This window comes from Vibrio sp. OPT46 (assembly GCF_015163535.1).
Lineage (GTDB): Bacteria > Pseudomonadota > Gammaproteobacteria > Enterobacterales > Vibrionaceae > Vibrio > Vibrio alginolyticus.
Map to the genome: position 1 here is coordinate 67231 of NZ_JADDYG010000678.1, position 20442 is coordinate 87672.

Annotated in this window: 19 protein-coding genes; 11 read left to right on the forward strand and 8 right to left on the reverse strand. The window is 44.9% G+C overall.

Annotation, left to right across the window (positions count from 1 at the left end):
- The coding region (locus IQR33_RS24575; RefSeq protein WP_193844143.1) for a Na/Pi symporter at positions 1 to 972 on the reverse strand (972 nt) is incomplete at its 3' end.
- A 386-nt stretch (positions 973 to 1358) separates the two neighbouring features.
- Between IQR33_RS24575 and nhaR the strand changes: the two genes are divergently transcribed.
- Together nhaR and IQR33_RS24585 are read left to right on the forward strand one after the other, a co-directional pair.
- Positions 1359 to 2249, forward strand: coding sequence for a transcriptional activator NhaR (gene nhaR, locus IQR33_RS24580; protein WP_005381942.1), 891 nt, complete (start codon positions 1359 to 1361; stop codon positions 2247 to 2249).
- Between the two features lie 288 nt (positions 2250 to 2537).
- Positions 2538 to 2846 carry an ArsR/SmtB family transcription factor gene (locus IQR33_RS24585; protein WP_005381940.1) on the forward strand — a complete coding sequence of 103 codons (309 nt, stop codon included), beginning with the start codon at positions 2538 to 2540 and terminating at the stop codon, positions 2844 to 2846.
- Between the two features lie 304 nt (positions 2847 to 3150).
- On the opposite strand, the gene rpsT is transcribed toward IQR33_RS24585, so the two are convergent.
- Positions 3151 to 3411, reverse strand: a complete 261-nt coding sequence (gene rpsT, locus IQR33_RS24590) for a 30S ribosomal protein S20 (protein WP_005381938.1) — start codon at positions 3409 to 3411, stop codon at positions 3151 to 3153.
- Positions 3412 to 3716: 305 nt separating this feature from the next.
- On the opposite strand from rpsT, the gene murJ reads away from it, so the two are divergent.
- The 6 genes from murJ to ispH all read left to right on the forward strand — a co-directional run bounded on the left by murJ (position 3717) and on the right by ispH (position 11322).
- A complete protein-coding gene (gene murJ / locus IQR33_RS24595) occupies positions 3717 to 5279 on the forward strand; it encodes a murein biosynthesis integral membrane protein MurJ (RefSeq protein WP_025998736.1) in 1563 nt (520 codons plus the stop codon).
- Positions 5280 to 5348: 69 nt separating this feature from the next.
- Positions 5349 to 6284, forward strand: coding sequence for a bifunctional riboflavin kinase/FAD synthetase (ribF, locus tag IQR33_RS24600; protein WP_017636167.1), 936 nt, complete (start codon positions 5349 to 5351; stop codon positions 6282 to 6284).
- Positions 6285 to 6348: 64 nt separating this feature from the next.
- Positions 6349 to 9177: an isoleucine--tRNA ligase gene (gene ileS / locus IQR33_RS24605; RefSeq protein ID WP_017821497.1), complete on the forward strand. Its 2829-nt coding sequence runs from the start codon at positions 6349 to 6351 to the stop codon at positions 9175 to 9177.
- Between the two features lie 73 nt (positions 9178 to 9250).
- Positions 9251 to 9757, forward strand: coding sequence for a signal peptidase II (gene lspA / locus IQR33_RS24610; RefSeq protein WP_005385948.1), 507 nt, complete (start codon positions 9251 to 9253; stop codon positions 9755 to 9757).
- Between the two features lie 144 nt (positions 9758 to 9901).
- Entirely contained in the window at positions 9902 to 10333 is a 432-nt protein-coding gene (gene fkpB, locus IQR33_RS24615) for an FKBP-type peptidyl-prolyl cis-trans isomerase (protein ID WP_005381922.1), read from the forward strand.
- A 23-nt stretch (positions 10334 to 10356) separates the two neighbouring features.
- Entirely contained in the window at positions 10357 to 11322 is a 966-nt protein-coding gene (gene ispH, locus IQR33_RS24620; protein ID WP_017636164.1) for a 4-hydroxy-3-methylbut-2-enyl diphosphate reductase, read from the forward strand.
- A 47-nt stretch (positions 11323 to 11369) separates the two neighbouring features.
- Here ispH and IQR33_RS24625 read toward each other — a convergent pair whose 3' ends face one another.
- From IQR33_RS24625 to IQR33_RS24640, 4 genes are all read right to left on the reverse strand, one after another.
- The gene (locus IQR33_RS24625; protein WP_033906110.1) at positions 11370 to 11843 is read right to left on the reverse strand and encodes a low molecular weight phosphatase family protein; all 474 of its coding nucleotides are present in this window, start codon (positions 11841 to 11843) and stop codon (positions 11370 to 11372) included.
- A 71-nt stretch (positions 11844 to 11914) separates the two neighbouring features.
- Positions 11915 to 12643, reverse strand: coding sequence for a two-component system response regulator BtsR (gene btsR, locus IQR33_RS24630; protein WP_005381917.1), 729 nt, complete (start codon positions 12641 to 12643; stop codon positions 11915 to 11917).
- A 31-nt stretch (positions 12644 to 12674) separates the two neighbouring features.
- Entirely contained in the window at positions 12675 to 14345 is a 1671-nt protein-coding gene (locus IQR33_RS24635) for a sensor histidine kinase (protein WP_005381915.1), read from the reverse strand.
- A gap of 193 nt (positions 14346 to 14538) precedes the next feature.
- The gene (locus IQR33_RS24640) at positions 14539 to 16023 is read right to left on the reverse strand and encodes a carbon starvation protein A (protein ID WP_005381914.1); all 1485 of its coding nucleotides are present in this window, start codon (positions 16021 to 16023) and stop codon (positions 14539 to 14541) included.
- Between the two features lie 280 nt (positions 16024 to 16303).
- Between IQR33_RS24640 and IQR33_RS24645 the strand changes: the two genes are divergently transcribed.
- Together IQR33_RS24645 and IQR33_RS24650 are read left to right on the forward strand one after the other, a co-directional pair.
- On the forward strand, positions 16304 to 16645 hold the full coding sequence (locus tag IQR33_RS24645) for a DUF2799 domain-containing protein (protein WP_047103915.1): 342 nt from the start codon (positions 16304 to 16306) through the stop codon (positions 16643 to 16645).
- 114 nt (positions 16646 to 16759) lie between these two features.
- On the forward strand, positions 16760 to 17032 hold the full coding sequence (locus IQR33_RS24650) for a hypothetical protein (protein ID WP_005381911.1): 273 nt from the start codon (positions 16760 to 16762) through the stop codon (positions 17030 to 17032).
- 50 nt (positions 17033 to 17082) lie between these two features.
- Here the strand turns inward: IQR33_RS24650 and murQ are convergent, their stop codons facing one another.
- The gene (gene murQ / locus IQR33_RS24655) at positions 17083 to 18012 is read right to left on the reverse strand and encodes an N-acetylmuramic acid 6-phosphate etherase (protein WP_017636161.1); all 930 of its coding nucleotides are present in this window, start codon (positions 18010 to 18012) and stop codon (positions 17083 to 17085) included.
- Between the two features lie 36 nt (positions 18013 to 18048).
- Complete coding sequence (locus tag IQR33_RS24660) at positions 18049 to 19161, reverse strand: anhydro-N-acetylmuramic acid kinase (RefSeq protein WP_053304359.1); 1113 nt, start codon at positions 19159 to 19161, stop codon at positions 18049 to 18051.
- 99 nt (positions 19162 to 19260) lie between these two features.
- Between IQR33_RS24660 and nagZ the strand changes: the two genes are divergently transcribed.
- Positions 19261 to 20244 (forward strand): beta-N-acetylhexosaminidase, encoded by a 984-nt coding sequence (gene nagZ, locus IQR33_RS24665; RefSeq protein WP_005381905.1) that lies wholly within the window; start codon positions 19261 to 19263, stop codon positions 20242 to 20244.
- Positions 20245 to 20442 lie beyond the last annotated feature (198 nt).

Sequence of the window (20442 nt, forward strand, 5' to 3'; positions counted from 1 at the left end):
TACTAAGTGGACTAGAGCGATTTGTAGTGCGAATACTGCGAACTCTCCAGATACCGCTGTCGCTGCTAGTAGTGCTGTAATACAAGTACCAATGTTAGCACCCAGAGTGAAAGGGTAGATATCTCGTACTTTCAACACGCCAGTACCAACCAACGGAACCATTAAACTTGTCGTGGTTGAGGAAGATTGTACTAGAACGGTCACGATTGAGCCTGATACGATGCCGTGAATAGGACCACGACCGATGGCGTTTTTCAAAATTTCACGTGCGCGACCAACCATTAGGCTCTTCATCAATTTACCCATCACTGTGATTGCAACGAAGATAGTCGCAATACCCAAAGCAATAAGCATGACGCCGCCAACAGTATCACCGAAGGTAGAAAGTGGCTCTTTAATTGCGCCTACGACTGGCTTTGTAATTGGTTTAATAAAGTTGAAGCCTTTAATGCTCATATCACCAGTAGCAAGCAGTGGAGAAACAAGCCAGTGAGAAACTTTCTCTAAAATGCCGAACATCATTTCCAACGGAAGGAAAATAGCGACAGCAAGCAAGTTGAAGAAGTCGTGAATGGTTGCACTTGCAAATGCACGTTTGAACTCTTCTTTACAGCGCACGTGGCCAAGAGATACAAGCGTATTGGTCACTGTGGTACCAATGTTAGCACCCATCACCATAGGGATAGCGGTTTCTACAGGTAAGCCACCTGCAACCAAGCCTACAATAATAGACGTTACAGTACTTGAAGACTGAATTAAGGCTGTTGCCACCAAGCCGATCATTAGACCTGCAACTGGGTGTGCGGCAAATTCAAATAGCACCTTAGCTTGATCGCCAGTTGCCCATTTAAAGCCACTACCAACCATAGATACTGCTAGAAGAAGCAGATATAACATGAATGCCAAGTTAGCCCAGCGTAACCAACGAGCTGTGCTCGAAATTGGTGCCACTGTTGAAGTAGCTTGGTTCATCATAATTTTCTCCGTTGACCTTTCAGTTCATTTTTCGGTCTGTAGTTGAATCTGCGGGCGATGTTAGAGAATAAATATTTCAGTAATATTACAGATTTCTTGCTGTGAGAGATTTTTATTGTTCTTTTTGATAATGGCGTAAAAGAAGAAGAAAATTAATTTTTAACTTGTTGATTTTAGTGGTTAAATTTTGGTTTCGTTTTGTTTGGTTTTTGCGTTTTTTTTGTAGAGAAAATGCGCCTCAGTTCAACTTTTATGACAGTATTGACTTTATACTTTCGGTAAAACTTATGCTTTTGTAAGGTATTGTATGGTTTTGTCGAGTTTATTGTTTGTCTCTGTCACATTTGGTATAAAAAGTATCACTTTCTTTTCGGGACTCGATCATGTCACATCTAAACTACAACCATCTCTATTATTTCTGGATGGTGTGCAAACAGGGCTCTGTAACTAAGGCGGCTGACGCGCTCTTCCTGACACCGCAAACCGTGACAGGACAGATTAAAGCGCTTGAAGAGCGCATGAAAGGAAAGTTAACCAAGCGCAATGGTCGTACAGTTGAGCCCACTGAGTTAGGTCAGCTTGTGTTTAAGTACGCCGACCGGATGTTCGGTTTGAGCTATGAGATGTTAGATATCGTCAATTACAGCCAGCACTCGAACATTCTATTTGAAGTTGGTGTAGCCGATGCATTATCTAAACGCTTGGTCAGTAAAGTACTGATGACGACCGTCCCGGAAGATAACAGTATTCATTTACGCTGTTATGAATCGACCCACGAACTGCTACTTGAACGCCTTTCTCAGCACAAGCTAGATATGATCCTTTCGGATTGTCCCGTTGATTCTACTCAAAGTCCTGGCCTTTATAGCAAAAAGTTGGGTGAAAGTAGCATGAGCTTTTTTGCTTCTTCTGAAATTGAAAATGTGCGATTCCCTGAGATCTTGGAACAAAAAAAACTTCTGATTCCCGCGAGCCGAACGGCTATGGGGCGTAAAGTTATTCAATGGTTTGATCGTCAAGGCCTTCAACCCAATGTGCTAGGGGAGTTTGATGATGTTGCGTTGATGAAAGCTTTTGCTCGGTACCACGATGATGTGATTTTCTTGGCACCGACCGTATACATGTCGGAGATTGAAGACGACCGAAATTTACAGCTAATTGGCCATGTCGATGGGCTAAAAGAAGAGTACTACGTGATTTTTGCGGAACGAATGATCCAACACCCCGCGGTAAAAAATGTTTGTGATGCTGATTTCAGTCAAATGTTTGAGTAAACCCGTATCGTTGCGTAAATAAATAGATTACTATCAATAAAAATATAATTCTAAATAATATCTAAGTAAGCAAGATACTTGTTTTAGTGAGCAAAACTATTAATTATTGATGGCGCACCAATTAAAATCCTTGGTGGATAATATTGGTGTATCACTAACAACTAAATTAGAGGTTCTAATAATGAAGACTCTGGAAGTGTATCTTGATTTTCTTAGATATATAAATCAGTGCAACACAACAAGCTGGCCAGGGTTGGAATAAGTAAGTTGTAGCTAGAGGTCCAACACATGAATCTACAAGAAATGGAGCAGAACTCCGCAAAAGCCGTCGTGTTGCTCAAAGCGATGGCAAACGAGAGACGCCTACAAATCCTTTGTATGCTGCATAACCAAGAGCTGTCCGTGGGAGAGCTGTGTGCAAAGTTAGAGCTAAGCCAGTCGGCATTATCTCAGCATCTTGCTTGGCTTCGCCGTGATGAGTTAGTCACGACAAGGAAAGAAGCACAGACGGTGTACTACACATTAAAGAGTGATGAAGTGAAAGCGTTAATAAAAACACTGCATAGTCTTTATTGTGCTGAGAGTGCTCAACATTAATTAAATAGTCCTAATATACTGCTCATCTTAGAGTGTGAATCTAACTTGTTGGAATATTTGAGAGTGGCGTTAAACTTTTGATGATAGGGTACTACTCATCGACCAATTTGCTTTGTTCTCAAGTGTTTTATTAGTGCTTTCTAGTTTGAGCGTTATATGGGTAATGAATAAGCTGATGTCTTTAAATGGGACATTCAGAAAAAGAAAAGCTGGCATTGCCAGCTTTTTTTATTAAGAAAACTTTGTAGATATAAAAAAACCGACACAAGGTCGGTTTTTTCTTCACTGTAAAATCAGGACTCTATTAAAGAGCTTTGATTTGTGCAGCGAAACGAGACTTATGGCGAGCTGCTTTATTCTTGTGAATAAGGCCTTTAGTTGCCATGCGGTCTAGGATAGGTGTAACTACAGCGAATGCAGCAGTTGCAGCTTCTTTGTCGCCTGCTTCGATAGCAGCAACAGTTTTCTTCATGTAAGTACGCATCATTGAGCGACGGCTAGCATTGTGCTGACGACGTTTCTCAGCTTGGATAGCGCGCTTCTTAGCAGATTTACTATTTGCCAAGGGTCTAACTCCCAAAAACTTAGTTCTGTGACAATTTAAGGGCGAGGAATATCCCTCATTTGCGCTTAAATGTCAAATGATTTGTGCAAAAACCGATCTAAGCCAAAACAAATTTTGGTAAGAGAGGTTATCGCGGTTAAGATGGCGGGGATTCTAACAGCATTTTTATACCAATGCTAATAATTATCCGCGAAAGGCACACTTATTCCTTACAACCCGCGGATAGATTTTTGACGTCTATTTACAGCACCTGTCAGAGAAACAGTATAGGGTTAGCTGTCTTATGGTGATATTCCGAGGTTACAGTGAGTAAACGACTACTCAAGTCTGGCATGATCGTCAGTGCTATGACATTTATTTCCCGCGTTCTTGGCCTAGTTCGTGATGTTGTAGTGGCAAATTTAATGGGGGCAGGAGCAAGCGCAGACGTCTTTTTCTTCGCCAATAAAATTCCTAATTTTTTACGACGTTTGTTTGCTGAAGGTGCTTTTTCCCAAGCGTTTGTACCTGTTTTAACGGAAAGCCATGCTCAAGGCGACATGAATAAAACTCGGGAGCTCATTGCTCGTGCGGCGGGTACATTAGGGGTGATAGTCTCAATTGTTACCATCTTAGGTGTTCTAGGTTCCGGAGTGGTGACTGCACTGTTTGGTTTTGGTTGGTTCCTAGACTGGATGCATGGTGGTCCCGCGGCTGAGAAGTTCGAACTTGCTAGCGTGATGCTCAAGATTACCTTTCCTTATTTATGGTTCATCACTTTTGTTGCCCTATCGGGAGCCATTCTCAATACACTAGGTAAGTTTGCGGTTTCTTCGTTTACTCCTGTCTTCCTCAATGTGATGATCATTTTGGCAGCATGGTTTATCTCGCCGCAGATGCCACAGCCAGAGATTGGTCTTGCCATCGGTGTTTTCCTTGGTGGTTTGGTTCAGTTCTTATTTCAAATCCCTTTCCTTATTAAAGCGGGGGTTATGGTTAAGCCGAAATGGGGCTGGCGCGATCCGGGCGTGGTGAAGATCCGAACCTTAATGATTCCTGCTTTGTTCGGTGTGTCGGTAAGCCAAATCAACTTGTTGTTTGATACTTTTATTGCCAGCTTTCTGCAAACCGGTTCGATCAGTTGGTTGTACTATTCAGATCGCTTGTTGGAATTCCCGTTAGGTCTGTTTGGTATTGCTATTGCAACGGTGATTTTACCAGCATTATCACGCAAACATGTTGACGCACAAAATGAAGGATTCGCACAAACCATGGACTGGGGGGTGCGCATGGTGATCTTACTTGGCCTTCCTGCAATGCTTGGTTTGATGGTACTGGCAAAACCTATGTTGATGGTGTTATTCATGCGAGGTGAGTTTTCGCCACAAGACGTACATCAAGCATCATTGTCACTCTTTGCTTACGCTTCAGGCTTGTTGAACTTTATGCTGATTAAAGTGCTCGCTCCGGGTTATTACTCGCGTCAAGACACTAAAACGCCAGTGAAATACGGCATCATTGCGATGGTGACCAACATGGTATTTAATGCAATTTTTGCGTACTTCTATGGCTACGTTGGCTTGGCTATCGCGACGGCACTATCGGCATTTGTGAATATGGCACTGCTGTATCGTGGCCTGCACATCGCAGAGGTATACCAAATCACTAAGCGAACCGTCTTCTTTATTATACGTTTAGCTATTGCTGGCGCGGCGATGGTGGCGGCAATCTTATGGCAACTGGAAGATATGTCAGTATGGCTGGGCTGGAGCTTTGCTCACCGAAGCGCGGTGCTAGGGATGTTGATCGGTTTAGGAGCCGTAGTTTACCTAGTGGTTCTATTTTTAACTGGTGCGCGTTTAAAAGACCTAAAAGCTGGGACAGACTGAGGGTGATTAGTATATAATCCGTCAGTTTCACACAGTGTAAAGTAAAACAGAGGCAGAAAGCAGTATCCAATGGAACTGATTAGAGGCATTCACAATATCAACCCGCGACATCATGGTTGTGTTCTGACTATTGGCAATTTCGATGGTGTCCATAAAGGCCATCAACAAGTATTGCAGCAAGTGTCTGAGCAAGCGGACAGGCTATCCTTGCCTTCTGTTGTGATGACCTTTGAACCTCAGCCGATGGAGCTGTTTGCCAAAGACAAGGCACCTGCAAGGTTGACTCGATTACGCGATAAGTTCGTGCAATTGAGTAAGCTCGATATTGACCGCTTACTGTGTGTCAATTTCAATCGCCATTTTGCAAATTTAACCGCGGAAGAGTTTATCCGTGACTTGTTGGTCGAGCGTTTGGGTGTTAAGTTTCTTGTCGTTGGTGATGATTTCTGCTTTGGCAAAGGCCGTACAGGTAACTTTGCAATGCTGCAGGAAGCAGGGGAAAAATACGGCTTTGATGTAGTAAGTACCCAGAGCTTTTGTTTACAACAATTACGTGTCAGCAGTACGGCTATCCGTCAAGCGCTGGCGCGTGACGATTTGCATTCCGCGCAACAGATGCTGGGAAGAAACTACAGCATCAGCGGTCGTGTTTCTCATGGAAGAAAGCTAGGTCGAACCATTGGGTTCCCTACTGCAAATATTCCTTTGAAACGCTGTGTTTCTCCGGTTTCCGGAGTCTATGTTGTTCAAGCGCTTGGCTTAGGAAATAAGCCAGTTGGTGGTGTTGCTAATATTGGTCAAAGACCAACCGTCAATGGTGTTCGCCAACAGTTAGAAGTGCACTTATTCGACTTTCATGCCAATTTATATGGCAAGCAACTAGAAGTGGAACTTTTGCATAAACTTCGAGATGAGCAAAAGTTTGAGTCGTTTGAAGCACTTAAACAACAAATTGAATTGGATGCTGAAGCAGCAAGGGTGTGGCTGCGTCAGCTTAAGCGTTGAGCGGTTTATTCCACCGTTCAACATAATGTCTAATTTTCGCCCAATATAACGGAATTAAGAATCGATGAGTGAGTATAAAGATACCCTGAACTTACCTGAAACAGGGTTTCCAATGCGCGGCAACCTGGCCAATCGTGAGCCAGAAATGCTTAAGCGTTGGTACAAAGAAGATCTTTACGGTGAAATCCGTAAAGCTAAGAAAGGCAAAAAGTCATTCGTATTGCACGATGGCCCTCCTTACGCAAATGGTGACATTCATATTGGTCACGCACTAAACAAGATTCTTAAAGACATTATTATTAAATCCAAAACACTTTCAGGTTTTGACGCACCTTACATCCCAGGCTGGGACTGCCACGGTCTACCAATCGAATTAATGGTAGAGAAGAAAGTAGGTAAGCCAGGCCAAAAAGTGACAGCAGCGGAATTCCGCGAGAAATGTCGTGAATACGCAGCAGGTCAGGTTGAAGGTCAGAAAGAGAGCTTCAAACGTCTTGGCATCATGGGTGAGTGGGACAAGCCATACCGCACTATGGATTTCGCAACTGAAGCGAACATTATTCGTGCTCTTGGTAAGATTGCAAGCAATGGTCACCTTCTAAAAGGTTTCAAACCTGTTCACTGGTGTACAGACTGTGGTTCTGCTCTTGCTGAAGCGGAAGTAGAATACAAAGATAAAGTATCGCCATCTATCGACGTTCGTTTTAAAGCGGCTGACGAAGCGGCACTGCTATCTAAATTTGAACTGACAGAAGGTCATGAAGGTCACGGTGACGTATCTATCGTTATCTGGACAACAACACCTTGGACACTGCCTGCAAACCGCGCAGTATGTCTACGTGATGATCTAGAGTACGTGCTTATCCAAACAGAAGGCGACAACGCTGAGCGTATCATCGTTGCTGCTGAGCTAGCGAAAGACGTAATGGACCGTGCGGGTATCGAGCACTTCCACAACCTTGGCTTTGCTAAAGGTGCGGACCTAGAGCTTTCTCAATTCCAACACCCATTCTACGATTTCACTGTACCGGCGATCCTTGGTGATCACGTTACGACTGATTCAGGTACTGGTGTTGTTCACACTGCTCCTGGTCACGGTCAAGAAGACTTCGCGGTTGGTAACAAGTACAACCTAGAAGTAGCAAACCCAGTTGGCTCAAACGGTGTTTACCTACCAGATACAGAGCTATTTGCTGGTCAGCACGTATTTAAAGCGAACGATGCAGTAGTAGAAGTACTAAAAGAAAAAGGTGCACTACTACACCACCACGCTTACGAGCACAGCTACCCACACTGTTGGCGTCATAAGACCCCAATCATCTTCCGTGCTACACCTCAATGGTTCGTTTCTATGGACCAAGCTGGCCTACGTGCTAAAGCATTAGAGTCAATCAAGAATGTAGAGTGGATGCCTGAGTGGGGTCAAAGCCGCATCGAAGGTATGATCGAAGGTCGCCCTGAGTGGTGTATCTCTCGTCAACGTACTTGGGGTGTGCCAATTGCTCTGTTTGTTCATAAAGAAACAGCAGAACTTCATCCAAACACGCTAGAGCTGATCGAGAAAGTCGCTAAGCTGGTTGAAGAGAAAGGCATCCAAGCATGGTGGGATGTAGATGCCGCTGAACTACTAGGTGCTGACGCTGACCAATACGAAAAAGTGCTAGATACGCTAGACGTATGGTTCGATTCAGGTGTCACTCACTTCTCTGTTGTTGATGCTCGTGAAGAGTACAACGGCAACAGTGCAGACCTATACCTAGAAGGTTCTGACCAACACCGCGGTTGGTTCCAATCTTCTTTAATTTCATCTATTGCGATGAAAGACGAAGCACCTTACAAACAAGTACTGACACACGGTTTCGTGGTTGACGGTCAGGGTCGTAAGATGTCTAAATCTATCGGTAACGTGGTTGCGCCAAAAGACGTAACCAACAAGCTAGGTGCTGACATTCTTCGTCTATGGGTTGCTTCTACAGACTACACTGGTGAAGTTGCGGTTTCTGATGAAATCCTAAAACGCAGCGCAGATGCGTACCGTCGTATCCGTAACACAGCGCGTTTCTTCCTTGCTAACCTAAGCGGCTTCAACCCTGAAACAGACATCGTTCCTGTTGAAGAGATGGTTGCGCTAGATCGCTGGGCGGTTGGTCGTGCACTAGCAGCACAAGAAGAGATTGTTAAAGCATACGAAGAGTACAACACACACGGTGTAACTCAGCGTCTAATGCAATTCTGTTCAATCGAAATGGGCTCTTTCTACTTAGACGTAATTAAAGACCGTCAGTACACAGCAAAACGTGGCGGCAACGCTCAACGTAGCTGTCAGACTGCACTTTACTACATCGTAGAAGCGCTAGTTCGTTGGATGGCGCCAATCATGTCGTTCACTGCAGATGAAATCTGGAACGAAATGCCAGGTCAACGCGACAAGTTCGTATTCACTGGTGAGTGGTTCGACGGTCTATTCGGTCTTGCTGAAGGTGAAGAGCTGAACAACGAATTCTGGTCTGAGATCCAAGCGGTTCGTGGTGCGGTAAACAAACTTCTAGAAGATGCGCGTAAAGAGAAAACCATTGGTGGTGCACTACAAGCTGAAGTGACTCTATTTGCTGATGACGCACTAGCGGCGAAGATCAACAAACTTGAAGATGAACTGCGCTTTGTTCTACTAACCTCTGCGGCGAAAGTTAAGCCTCTAGGTGAGAAGACGGATGCAGCACAAGCCACAGATATCGAAGGCTTGTTTGTAGAAGTAGCAGCAGCTGAAGGCGAGAAGTGTGACCGTTGTTGGCACCACACGCCAGACGTAGGCACAATTGAAGGTCACGAGAAGATCTGTGGTCGTTGTGTGTCTAACGTAGACGGCGAAGGTGAAGTACGTAAATTCGCGTAATTGCCTAGAACGACTGAACTTTTTTTAAAATTAACAGCCCCAGTATTTACTGGGGCTGTTTGTAGGTAAAGTAATGAGTGAAAAAGCACTGACGTTAAAGCAATCTGGAGTTCGCTGGCTGTGGTTAGCAATTCTGGTATTTATTGCAGATATTGGCATCAAATTGGTGGTGATGGACAACATGGGCTACGGATGGGCAAACCGAATTGAGGTGTTGCCATTCTTCAACCTACTTTACGTTCATAACTACGGTGCCGCTTTCAGCTTCTTGAGCGATCAAGCTGGTTGGCAGCGCTGGTTATTTACAGGTATCGCGTTTGTTGTTACGGGTCTTTTGACCTACTGGATGAGTAAGCTTCCAGCAAAAGAAAAATGGAACAACATTGCTTATGCACTGATTATTGGTGGTGCAGTGGGCAACGTGTTTGACCGCGTCGTTCATGGCTTTGTTGTTGATTACCTAGACTTCTTCTGGGGTAACTACCACTGGCCAGCATTCAACCTTGCTGACATGGCGATCTGTATTGGTGCGGCAATGATTATTCTGGATGGCTTCCGTAAAAAAGACGCTGACAAGTAATCTTTTGCGGTATATCGAATAACCCTAAGCGTCGTCCGTTGATTCGAGCGATGCTTTTTATTATGTTGGAGCGCCAATCAGCATATCAATGTATAAAAAGACCAAGCTGACAGCGTAATAACCCAAGAACAAGGAAGCATTAACGTGACAACAATAACCAATGAATCTGTAGTAACCCTTCACTTTACGATTAAAATGAAAGACGGATCGGTTGCAGATAGTACTCATAACATGGGTAAACCAGCGAAATTTGTTATGGGTGATGGCAGCTTGAGTGAAAACTTTGAGCAGTGCTTGATAGGCCTCGAAACAGGCGCACAAAAAGCGATTGAGCTAAAGGCAGAAGACGCGTTTGGTATGCCAAACCCTGATCATATTCACTATATGGATCGCACTAAATTTGTAGGTGATGCAGAAGTGGAAGTTGGTACAATCATGGCCTTCAGTGGCCCTGATGGCATGGAAATCCCGGGCATTATTACAGAGATTGCAGGCGATTCAGTCACTGTGGACTTCAACCATCCTCTAGCGGGACAAGACGTGACTTTCGAAGTTGAAATTTTGTCAGTAGAATAGCGAACCCAATAAAGATAATTTCCATGAGCAATGAAATGAAAATCCTGTTAGCTAACCCACGCGGCTTTTGTGCTGGTGTAGACCGTGCGATTAGCATCGTAGAGCGTGCGCTAGAGATGTATCAGCCACCGATTTATGTGCGTCATGAAGTGGTGCATAACCGTTTTGTGGTTGAAGGGCTAAAACAACGTGGTGCTATCTTCGTTGAAGAGCTGCATGAAGTGCCAGACAACAACATTGTGATTTTTTCTGCTCATGGTGTATCGCAGGCGGTTCGTCAGGAAGCCAAGCTGCGTGATTTGACCGTATTTGACGCAACGTGTCCTTTAGTAACTAAGGTGCATATGGAAGTGGCGCGTGCGAGCCGTCGTAATATGGAAGTGGTTCTGATTGGTCACGCAGGTCACCCTGAAGTCGAAGGTACGATGGGGCAATACGCCAGTGAAACCGGTGGTATGTACTTGGTTGAAACTCCAGCCGATGTTGAGAAACTGAAGGCGATTGTGAAAGATCCATCCGATCTTCATTACGTAAGCCAAACGACGCTTTCTGTCGATGAAACTGCCGATGTTATCGAAGAGCTACGCCGCGTGTTCCCAGATATCCAAGGTCCACGTAAAGACGATATCTGTTATGCGACACAAAACCGCCAAGATGCCGTACGTGAATTAGCTGGTGACGTAGATGTGATGGTTGTGGTGGGTTCTAAAAACTCATCAAACTCTACACGTCTTAAAGAGCTAGCTGAAAAGCTAGGGACACCTGGCTACTTAACCGACTGTCCGGAAGATATCAAACCTGAGTGGTTTGAAGGCAAAACAAAGGTCGGCGTGACTGCGGGAGCATCTGCTCCGGAAGAGCTCGTTAATCAGATTCTAGAGCGAATCAAAGAACTCGTTGGTGCCGAAGCGGTTGATGAAGTACTTGGCCGTGAAGAGAATATGTTCTTTGAAGTACCTAAAGAACTGCAAATCAAGCAAGTGGATTAGTCTCCATTTATCGAATATTCAAAAGGCGACCTGTGGGGTCGCCTTTTTTACATCTCTCTTAACTCATTTAGGTAATCACGAATTTGGTCTTTTCCTAAACCATCGATAATCATATCAGACACCTTCGTGATTCTTCGCTCAAGCGATTGAGCAACCTTTTCGCAATGTGCGTACATGTCTTCATCAGAACCATCGGTCGGAAAAGCATCAACTTGCCAGTTTACTCGAACACCACCTGCAAGCCACTGAGGAGCGGTTTCTTGATGTAAAGAATCACAGAGAATAATAACGATGTCGGGAAGAAACTGAGTTCGCTCCTCCCATGAATGCGTGTGGATATGCGGAATGGGGAGTTGGTGGTCATCTAAATATTTTTGCACCACTGGGTGCACCTTGCCTGTGGGATGTGAGCCTCCACTGGTGACACTAAAATCTGCTGGCAGGATATTGGTTGCGATTGACTCCGCGAGGACGCTTCGTCCAGCGTTGTGCTTACATATGAATAAAACTTTATACATCATCGCCTCGTCTTTTCAGAGCGTCCTATTTATACGCTAGCGGAAACTCAGCGATGATGTGTGAAGTTTTTGTGTTAGTGGCTAATGCCGAGCATCTCTTTGAGCACCTTTAAGTAGCGGCGGCTTACTGGTATCTCAAAGCCTGTTTTGGTGATGATTTCCGCTAACCCATTTTCCAGTAACTTGATTTCGCTAATCGCTTTAATACTGACTAAGTATTGACGATGGCAGCGGACTAGAGGGGTTTTCTCTTCCAACGTTTTTAATGTCAGTTGGGTGCTCGCGGTTTGGCTGGTGGAGCGTACATGCACGCCGCTGATATCACTGTAAGCACATTCCACCGTGTCGGTGGCCATGATAACGATGCGGTTGTGTCCGATGCACGGTATCTGATCCAACGTGTCAGGTGTAATAGCAGACAGTTGTTGCGTTAGGGCGGATTGGCTAATGACTTTGTTTAGTCGTTTGACCGTTTTAGTTAACCGGCATGGGTCGACAGGTTTGAGCAAGTAATCAAAGGCATTGTCTTCAAATGCTTGAATCGCATACTGATCATAAGCCGTGACAAAAACCACATAAGGCATGGTTTCTGGATCAAGCATCCCAAGTAGTTCAATCCCCGTGACTTGAGGCATTTGGATATCGAGAAACACTACATCAGGCTTAAGTTCATTGATTTTTTTTAGGCCAAGGATTGCGTTTGAGGCATCGCCCACGACCTCAACTTGGCCTGTTTCATCCAGTAACTCTGCTAGCTCTTCACGAGCAAACTGTTCATCATCAATGACGAGTGCGGTTAACATCCAACATTACCTTTATTGCTTCAGCGTGCTTTTATGATTTTGGGGGAATGATAAAGCTCATTTTAGTAAATTGATGTGGCTCGCACGTAATTTTTAGCGCTGCATCACGTCCAAATTGATTAGTGAGACGTTTGTCGACAATTTCTAAACCTAGCCCTGAGTGGTTTTCTTTTGGCGGTTCAAAACTGCCTGCGTTGTCTTCGACGGTAATCAAGTGACCTTGTGGGTGTGCTTCGCTGTATATATGAACTTTACCACCTTCAAGCATGTTTGAAATGCCATGCTTAATGGCATTCTCAACCAAAGGCTGGAGTGTAAAGCTTGGTAATTTGATGTCCAGCAATTCAGGTTGAATATCGATTTCAACCTCTAAGCGGTCCGTAAAACGCGCTTTTTCGATGCTCAAGTACGAGTTCACATGTGCAAGCTCTTCCTTTAGCGTCACGGTATTAATGTTCTGCTTTAAATTGCTGCGGAAGAAGTGCGATAAATTTTGGATTAGCTCGCGCGCTTTGTCAGGGTCACGACGAGTAATCGCACTAATAGTATTGAGTGCATTAAACAAAAAGTGTGGATTCACCTGAGCGTGAAGCAATTTTATTTCTGCTTGGGCGAGTAAGGCTTGTTGTTGTTGGTAATCGCCATAAAGGATTTGGCTAGATAGAAGCTGGGCTATTCCTTCCGCCATCGACATGTTGGCCGTCGAGAACAATTTACGCTTCGGTTCATACAGCTTTATGGTACCAATGACCTCTTTCCCTGCACGCAGTGGGATGATCAGCGCAGATCCGAGCTTGCAATCTTTTGCAATGGAGCATTGGTATGGACGCTCCGCGCCATCAAGATAAATGATGTCGTTTTTCTCCATGGAGTCTAATGTGCTTTGCGATGAAATCGGCGTGTTTGGTTTATGGTGATCATCGCCAATGCCCACAAACGCCAAGATCTTTTCTTGGTCAGTAATCGCGACAGCGCCCACTTTGGTTTCTTCGTAAATAATACGTGCGATTTTCTCTGCGTTTTCGGTGTTGAAGCCGTTGCTTAGAATTCCCACTGAGCGATCAGCAATGGTGAGCGCTCGACGCGAAAACGTCGCAGAAAACTTTTCAAAGATTGCTTTTCTGTCTTGCAGGATACTCATGAACAACGCCGCACCAAATGAGTTCGCGATGATCATAGGCGCTGCAATAGCGGACACCAGTTCATAGGCTTGATCAAAAGGTTTCGCGACGGCGAGCAGCAAAATCATTTGCACCACTTCTGCAACAAACGTGACGCTGAATACGACGCTTGGATTAAACAGCAATGCGCCTTTATTTCGCTTGATAAGGTAAACGTGGAGCAAGCCACCAATTACGCCCTCGGCGGTGGTTGAAATTGCGCAGGCTAGGTCAGTAAAGCCACCAAGAGAGTATCGATGGATGCCACCAGTAAATCCGACGGCGAAACCTACAACAGGTCCACCAAACAGCCCGCCCATAACTGCGCCGATCGCACGAGTATTGGCAATAGCATCGTTGATGTGCAGACCGAAATAGGTGCCGAGAATACAAAAGCCAGAGAAGAGTACGTAACAAATTAGGCGGTGGCTTAAGCGCGAAGAAATACTCAGCAAAGGTAAGATGATTGGCGTTTTACTTAGCATGTAAGCCAAAACTAAGTACACACACATCTGTTGTAAAAGGGAGATGACCAGTTCCATAGTGAACCTAACCTAGAATCAATGTTGTTATTGTATACCTAAGTAACCTCAAGATGCTTGGCTCAGATAGATAAGAACAGCTAAGTAAATGATGCTGCGCTGTGCTTTCTGAGTCTTAAAGTGACTTGGGTATAAAACAAAAAGAGCCTGCAATTGGCAGGCTCCTATCTTAGTCACTCAGATGTGACGAGTATTACGCTGTTTCTGATACGGCTTGTGGTTTCTCTTCGTCAGCCAGTTCAGTTTCACCTTTACCCTTAGAGGTTTTGATAACGTAACCTGTCACAGCTAGGGCAAACACAATACCTACGATAGTTGATAGTTGCATTGGCAGACCAAAACCTAGCGAGCTGTTGTTTAAGATGAACGTGACACATACCGTGGTCATGAAGATAGCTGGGATAGTGGTAATCCAGTGCAGCTTGTTGTGACGCAGTAGGTAAGCGGACGCAGTCCAAAGCATCATTACCGCTGTTGTTTGGTTTGCAAAACCGAAGTAGCGCCAGATAATGCCGAAGTCTACTTGAGTTAAGATACCGCCGATAACGAACAGTGGAAGTGCCATCAGTAGACGGTTACGTAGCGTTTTTTGTTCCATGTTGAAGTATTCAGCAAGGATCAAGCGGCTTGAACGGAACGCTGTATCGCCAGACGTAATTGGTAGGATAACCACACCCAGGAACGCAAGGATACCACCGAACACACCTAGCAGACCAAATGATGCGCTGTATACCACGTTACCAGGGCCACCGTTTTTCACAGCTTCTGATAGAGCGTCTAGAGAGCCGAAGAAAGACAGAGCGATAGCACACCAAATTAGCGCGATAACACCTTCACCAATCATTGCACCGTAGAATACGAAGCGACCGTTTTTCTCATTTTCCATACAACGCGCCATCAGTGGAGACTGAGTTGCGTGGAAGCCAGAGATAGCGCCACATGCGATAGTGATGAACAATGCAGGCCATAACGGCATGTCATTTGGGTTGAGGTTAGAGAACATGTCCGAAACTTGGAAGTCACCCATTACTGTGTGTTCGCTAGAGAAAGCAACGGCTGTCATTAGACCAACAGACATAAAGATAAGTAGGGCGCCAAACAGTGGGTAGAAACGACCAATGATTTTATCGACAGGAACAATCGTCGCAATGATGTAGTAAGCAAAAATAGCAATAACCATTGTAGTCATGCTTACGCTCAAGCTTGTTTGATCATTGATGAGGTTAGTAATCATGCCAGCAGGGGCTGAAACGAACACTACGCCAACTAGAAGCAATAGGACAATGGCAAAAATATTCATAAAGTGTTTTGCGCCATTACCTAGGTAGCGACCTGTAATGGTAGGTACAGATGCACCGCCGTTACGCACTGAAAGCATGCCTGAGAAGTAATCGTGTACTGCACCAGCAAAAATACAACCGACTACAATCCAAAGCATCGCCGCAGGACCGTATAGTGCCCCCATGATCGGGCCAAAAATTGGACCAACACCTGCGATGTTAAGTAGTTGAACTAGGTAAACTTTCTTTGTTGACATTGGAACGAAGTCAACACCGTCCGATTTGGTGTGAGCTGGCGTTTGGCGTTTTTCATTGATGCCGAAAATCTTCTCGACGAAAGCGCCGTAGATGAAGTATCCGCCGATTAGGGCTGCGACACAGGTTAGAAACCACATCATAGCAATTGTCCTTGGTCTTAGTTGGGTAGGGTAATTTTTTAATCTCAGGATGCATGTTATGCGTCACTTGTGTTAAATGCATTCGGTTAGTAGATGAGTGGTCGAATAGAGCACTGAGTGGTCGATATGCTGCTTGAGCGGTTTTTAAAAATGGCGAAAGGTTGATGACAGTCTTGAGCGGCTGATTTGAGTCATCAGTGGTTAAATCTGCAAGCTCAGCGGCAAGCGCCAATAATTAGTGGTAAGCTTATTTTTGAAAACAATTACTTAAGGAAGAACCATGAAAAAGGTAACGGTAGGTCTGGCACTGGCTTTACTTGTAGGATGCACAGCAACGACAGCAGATCTTGCCAAGTCGGGAGATTGGCATCAGATCGGATATCAAGATGGCATAACCGGACACACATCGCGCACGATGAGCGAGCTTCGTGAGTTGGGTAGTGTTAAGCAAAGTGACTACGACCAAGGTTATTTAGAAGGTTTACGTGAGTACTGTAATCCTGCTTTTGCGTATCAAATGGGGTTATCTGGTCAGTATTACGAAGGGGTTTGTGAAGGTACTGAGCAAGCGCAAAAATTCCGCATGGAATGGCAACGTGGTTGGAATGAATACTCAAATTAATAGTCAATAAAGCCGTTGTTACACTGTCTGCATCACATAAATGTGGCAAAATCTTCCTTATTAAACTATGTTCATATTGCTTGATAGTGAGCACAGAAAAAAAGGAATCACATTATGTCAACGCAAATGGCTGGTGGCTGGAGTCCATTTCATGAACTCACAGCAGAGAATAAAGAAGTATTTGCTAAAGGTATCGAGGGGTTTGTCGGTGTCAAATACTCCCCTTTGGTTGTGGCTACTCAAGTCGTAGCCGGACAAAACTATGCGTTTTTCTGTAATGCAGAAGTTGTCTACCCTGGAGCACAACCATACCCAGCAATGGTTCATATGTTCAGTGACCTTGAAGGTAAAGTCGGTATTACTCACATTGAACGATTGAACTACTAAATTGAGCCAAAAAGGCGCCTGACTTTTAAATAAGTGAGGCGCTTTATTGATTAAGATTGATTAGTTTGCGCGATCACGACTTTTCTTAAATATCCTTGCTTGGCGTTCAGTTGCTCAGTCGCGCTTTCTCTATCCAGCCCGGTTAAAATCATCAAAATCGCTAACTTGGCGTCGTAGTCCGTTTCTTTGAGCGCCGTTTTAGCCTCTTGGTTAGTACAATCTGTTGCTTGCATAACAATACGAGCCGCTCTTGCAACTAGCTTTGCATTCGTCGCTTTCACATCTACCATTAAGTTCTGATAACTTTTGCCTAGGCGAATCATGCTTGCGGTAGTGAGCATGTTCAGTACGAGTTTTTGTGCCGTCCCTGATTTTAAGCGAGTGGATCCCGTTAACGCTTCAGGTCCAACAACGGGGCTAATCGCAATATCAGCAATATCTGCAATCGGAGAGTCAGGGTTACAAGATAGTGCTACAGTGGTGGCACCAAGCTCGTTCGCATACTCTAAGCCACCAATCACGTAAGGTGTTCGTCCACTTGCCGCAATACCAACGACGACATCGCGTTGTGTTAGCGTATTCTCTTTAAGATCTTGCTCGCCCAATGCTGGGTCGTCCTCCGCCCCTTCTTTTGCACGGAACATTGCCTCTTTTCCACCGGCAATAATACCAACGACCATCTCTGGATCTGTGCCAAAAGTTGGTGGGCATTCTGAAGCGTCCAAAACGCCAAGTCGACCACTGGTACCCGCACCGATGTAAAACAACCGACCTCCGACCTTAAATGCTTCCGTGATCTTATCAACGGCTTCAGCGATCTCAGGCAATACTTTTTCAACGGCAAGAGGAACGAGTTTGTCCTGTTGGTTGATGCGTTGAACAATATCGAGAGAAGGCAGCAAGTCGATGTCCATGGTGTCTGGGTTTCGCCCTTCAGATACCAGATGGGATAAAGCTGCGATAAGTGCATCGTTTGTCATAATGAATTAAGCCTTTTTGTTTAGGATCTATTGCCCTTAATTTTTTGAATAGAGTACACCCAGTGAAGCGAGACGACTTGCCCCCGTAACTTCCGGTAAGTTGCTAGGGAGGCCGTGAATATGGCGCTGCGCAAGCCAAGCAAACGCCATTGCTTCCATGTAATCGCCATCAACGCCTTTTTCTGCCGTTGTCGCAACGCTCCATTGTGGCAATAACTTGGCTAGTCGCTGCATCAAAAGTGGGTTTCTTGCTCCACCGCCACAGACCAATAGTTGAGGTGTGATGCCATGAGAAAACTTGTCGACTTCGTTGGCAATGGTAATTGCAGAATACTCGCAAAGTGTACGTTGTACGTCTTCGATTGGTAAATTGTGATGGGCCAGTTGTTGATGCAGCCAGTCAATATTGAACAGTTCTCGCCCGGTACTTTTAGGGGCAGGCATGGCGAGGTAAGCTTCTTTGAGTAATTGAGTCAACAAAGTAGCGTTTACCGTTCCTTTAAGTGCAAATTGTGCATCTTCGTCGAAGCTTTGCCCAGTATGCAGCGCACACCATGCGTCCATCAACATATTGCCCGGGCCTGTGTCATAGCCAATGACTGGTTGTTCTGGATGCAGTACCGAGATATTGGCAATGCCTCCAATGTTAAGTACCACAGTTGTGGAATCCTGCATCGCAAAAATGCTTTTATGGAAAGCAGGGACGAGTGGGGCACCTTGTCCACCTAGCGCCATGTCTTTACGACGAAAATCCGCTACCGTATCAATGCCTGTCTTGACCGCGATAATGTTGGCATCGCCCAATTGAGTGGTAAACGGCAAGTTTCCGGTAGGCTGATGGAACACTGTTTGACCGTGATTACCAATCGCACGAATTTGCTCTGCGACGTAACCAGACTTATTGAGCAGCTGTAACACGGCATCTGCAAATAGGTGGCCGAGCTGGTGGTCAAGTTCACCTATGGCTTTTAAATTTGTTGCTTGACCGGTACAAACAGATAACAGCATGTCTTTTAGTGCTGCGGGCATTGGGTAGTCGTCGTGCGCAATCAGACGAACGTGCTCATCGCTTATTTCAACTAGAGCGGTATCAACACCATCCATACTCGTTCCAGACATCACACCAATGTACAGTTCGTTAAATTTCATAGCCGATCTCGTCAATTCTTCATTCACTTATTGTAAAGCAAATCTGAAGCGAATAACCTCATCGAATACGAGATATTCAGCCGATTTTGAGGAGAAAACATGGGACCGTTATGGGTTGACGTTGCGGGGTATGAACTGACCGCTGAAGACAAAGAAATCTTGGAGCATCCTACGGTTGGTGGCTTAATTCTATTTGCTCGCAACTATCATGATAGCGAACAGCTTCAAGCACTTACTCAATCCATCCGAAAGGCGGCTAAGCGCCCGTTTTTGATCGGTGTGGATCAAGAAGGCGGCCGAGTGCAGCGCTTTCGTGAAGGTTTCTCATTAATTCCTGCTGCTGATGAGTACGCTAAACATCAAAATGGCGAAGAGCTTGCTCGTATGGGCGGTTGGTTAATGGCAGCAGAGCTGATTGCCCATGATATTGATTTAAGCTTTGCCCCGGTACTTGACCAAGGCCATCAATGTAAAGCGATCGGTAACCGTGCATTCGGTGAAGATGCCGATACCATTCTTCGCTATAGCACTGCTTATATGCAAGGAATGAAGAGTGTTGGCATGGCAACGACAGGCAAACACTTCCCTGGACATGGTGGCGTGATTGCAGACTCACATCTAGAAACACCATACGACGAGCGCAGTGATATTTTTGAACAAGATATGGCGATCTTCAAAGCGCAAATTGATGCCGGTATTTTAGATGCCATGATGCCTGCTCACGTGATTTTCCCACATTATGATGCTCAACCAGCCAGCGGTTCTGAATACTGGTTAAAACAGGTTCTGCGTCAGCAATTGGGTTTTAAAGGTTTGGTTTTTTCGGATGACTTGACCATGGAAGGCGCTGCGATTATGGGCAGCCCAGCCGAGCGAGGTGCTCAAGCATTGAGAGCTGGCTGCGATATGTTGTTAATGTGTAATAAACGAGAAGCGCACGTTGAAGTATTAGACAACTTACCGGTTTCAACCGTGCCACTCGCGGATGGATTACTGAAAAAACAGTCATTTTCTCCAAGCGAACTTAAGCTATCTCAAGAGTGGAAAGCGGCGAGTGAAGCGATGAAACGCTTGACTAGCTAAACCTCTTGTAAAAGATTCAAAACAGCGATTAGAAGCCAAAGTTAATTATGCTTTGGCTTTTTATTTAACTGTAAACTTTAATTTACAATAAATGTTTTTTATTCTGTACGCTTGTTTTTCTTTTTTAGCCTGTTATCTTGTCGTTAAAGCTTAGTTGTCTCACCAAGGGTTTGGTTGGGTGTAAAAATAAATATACAG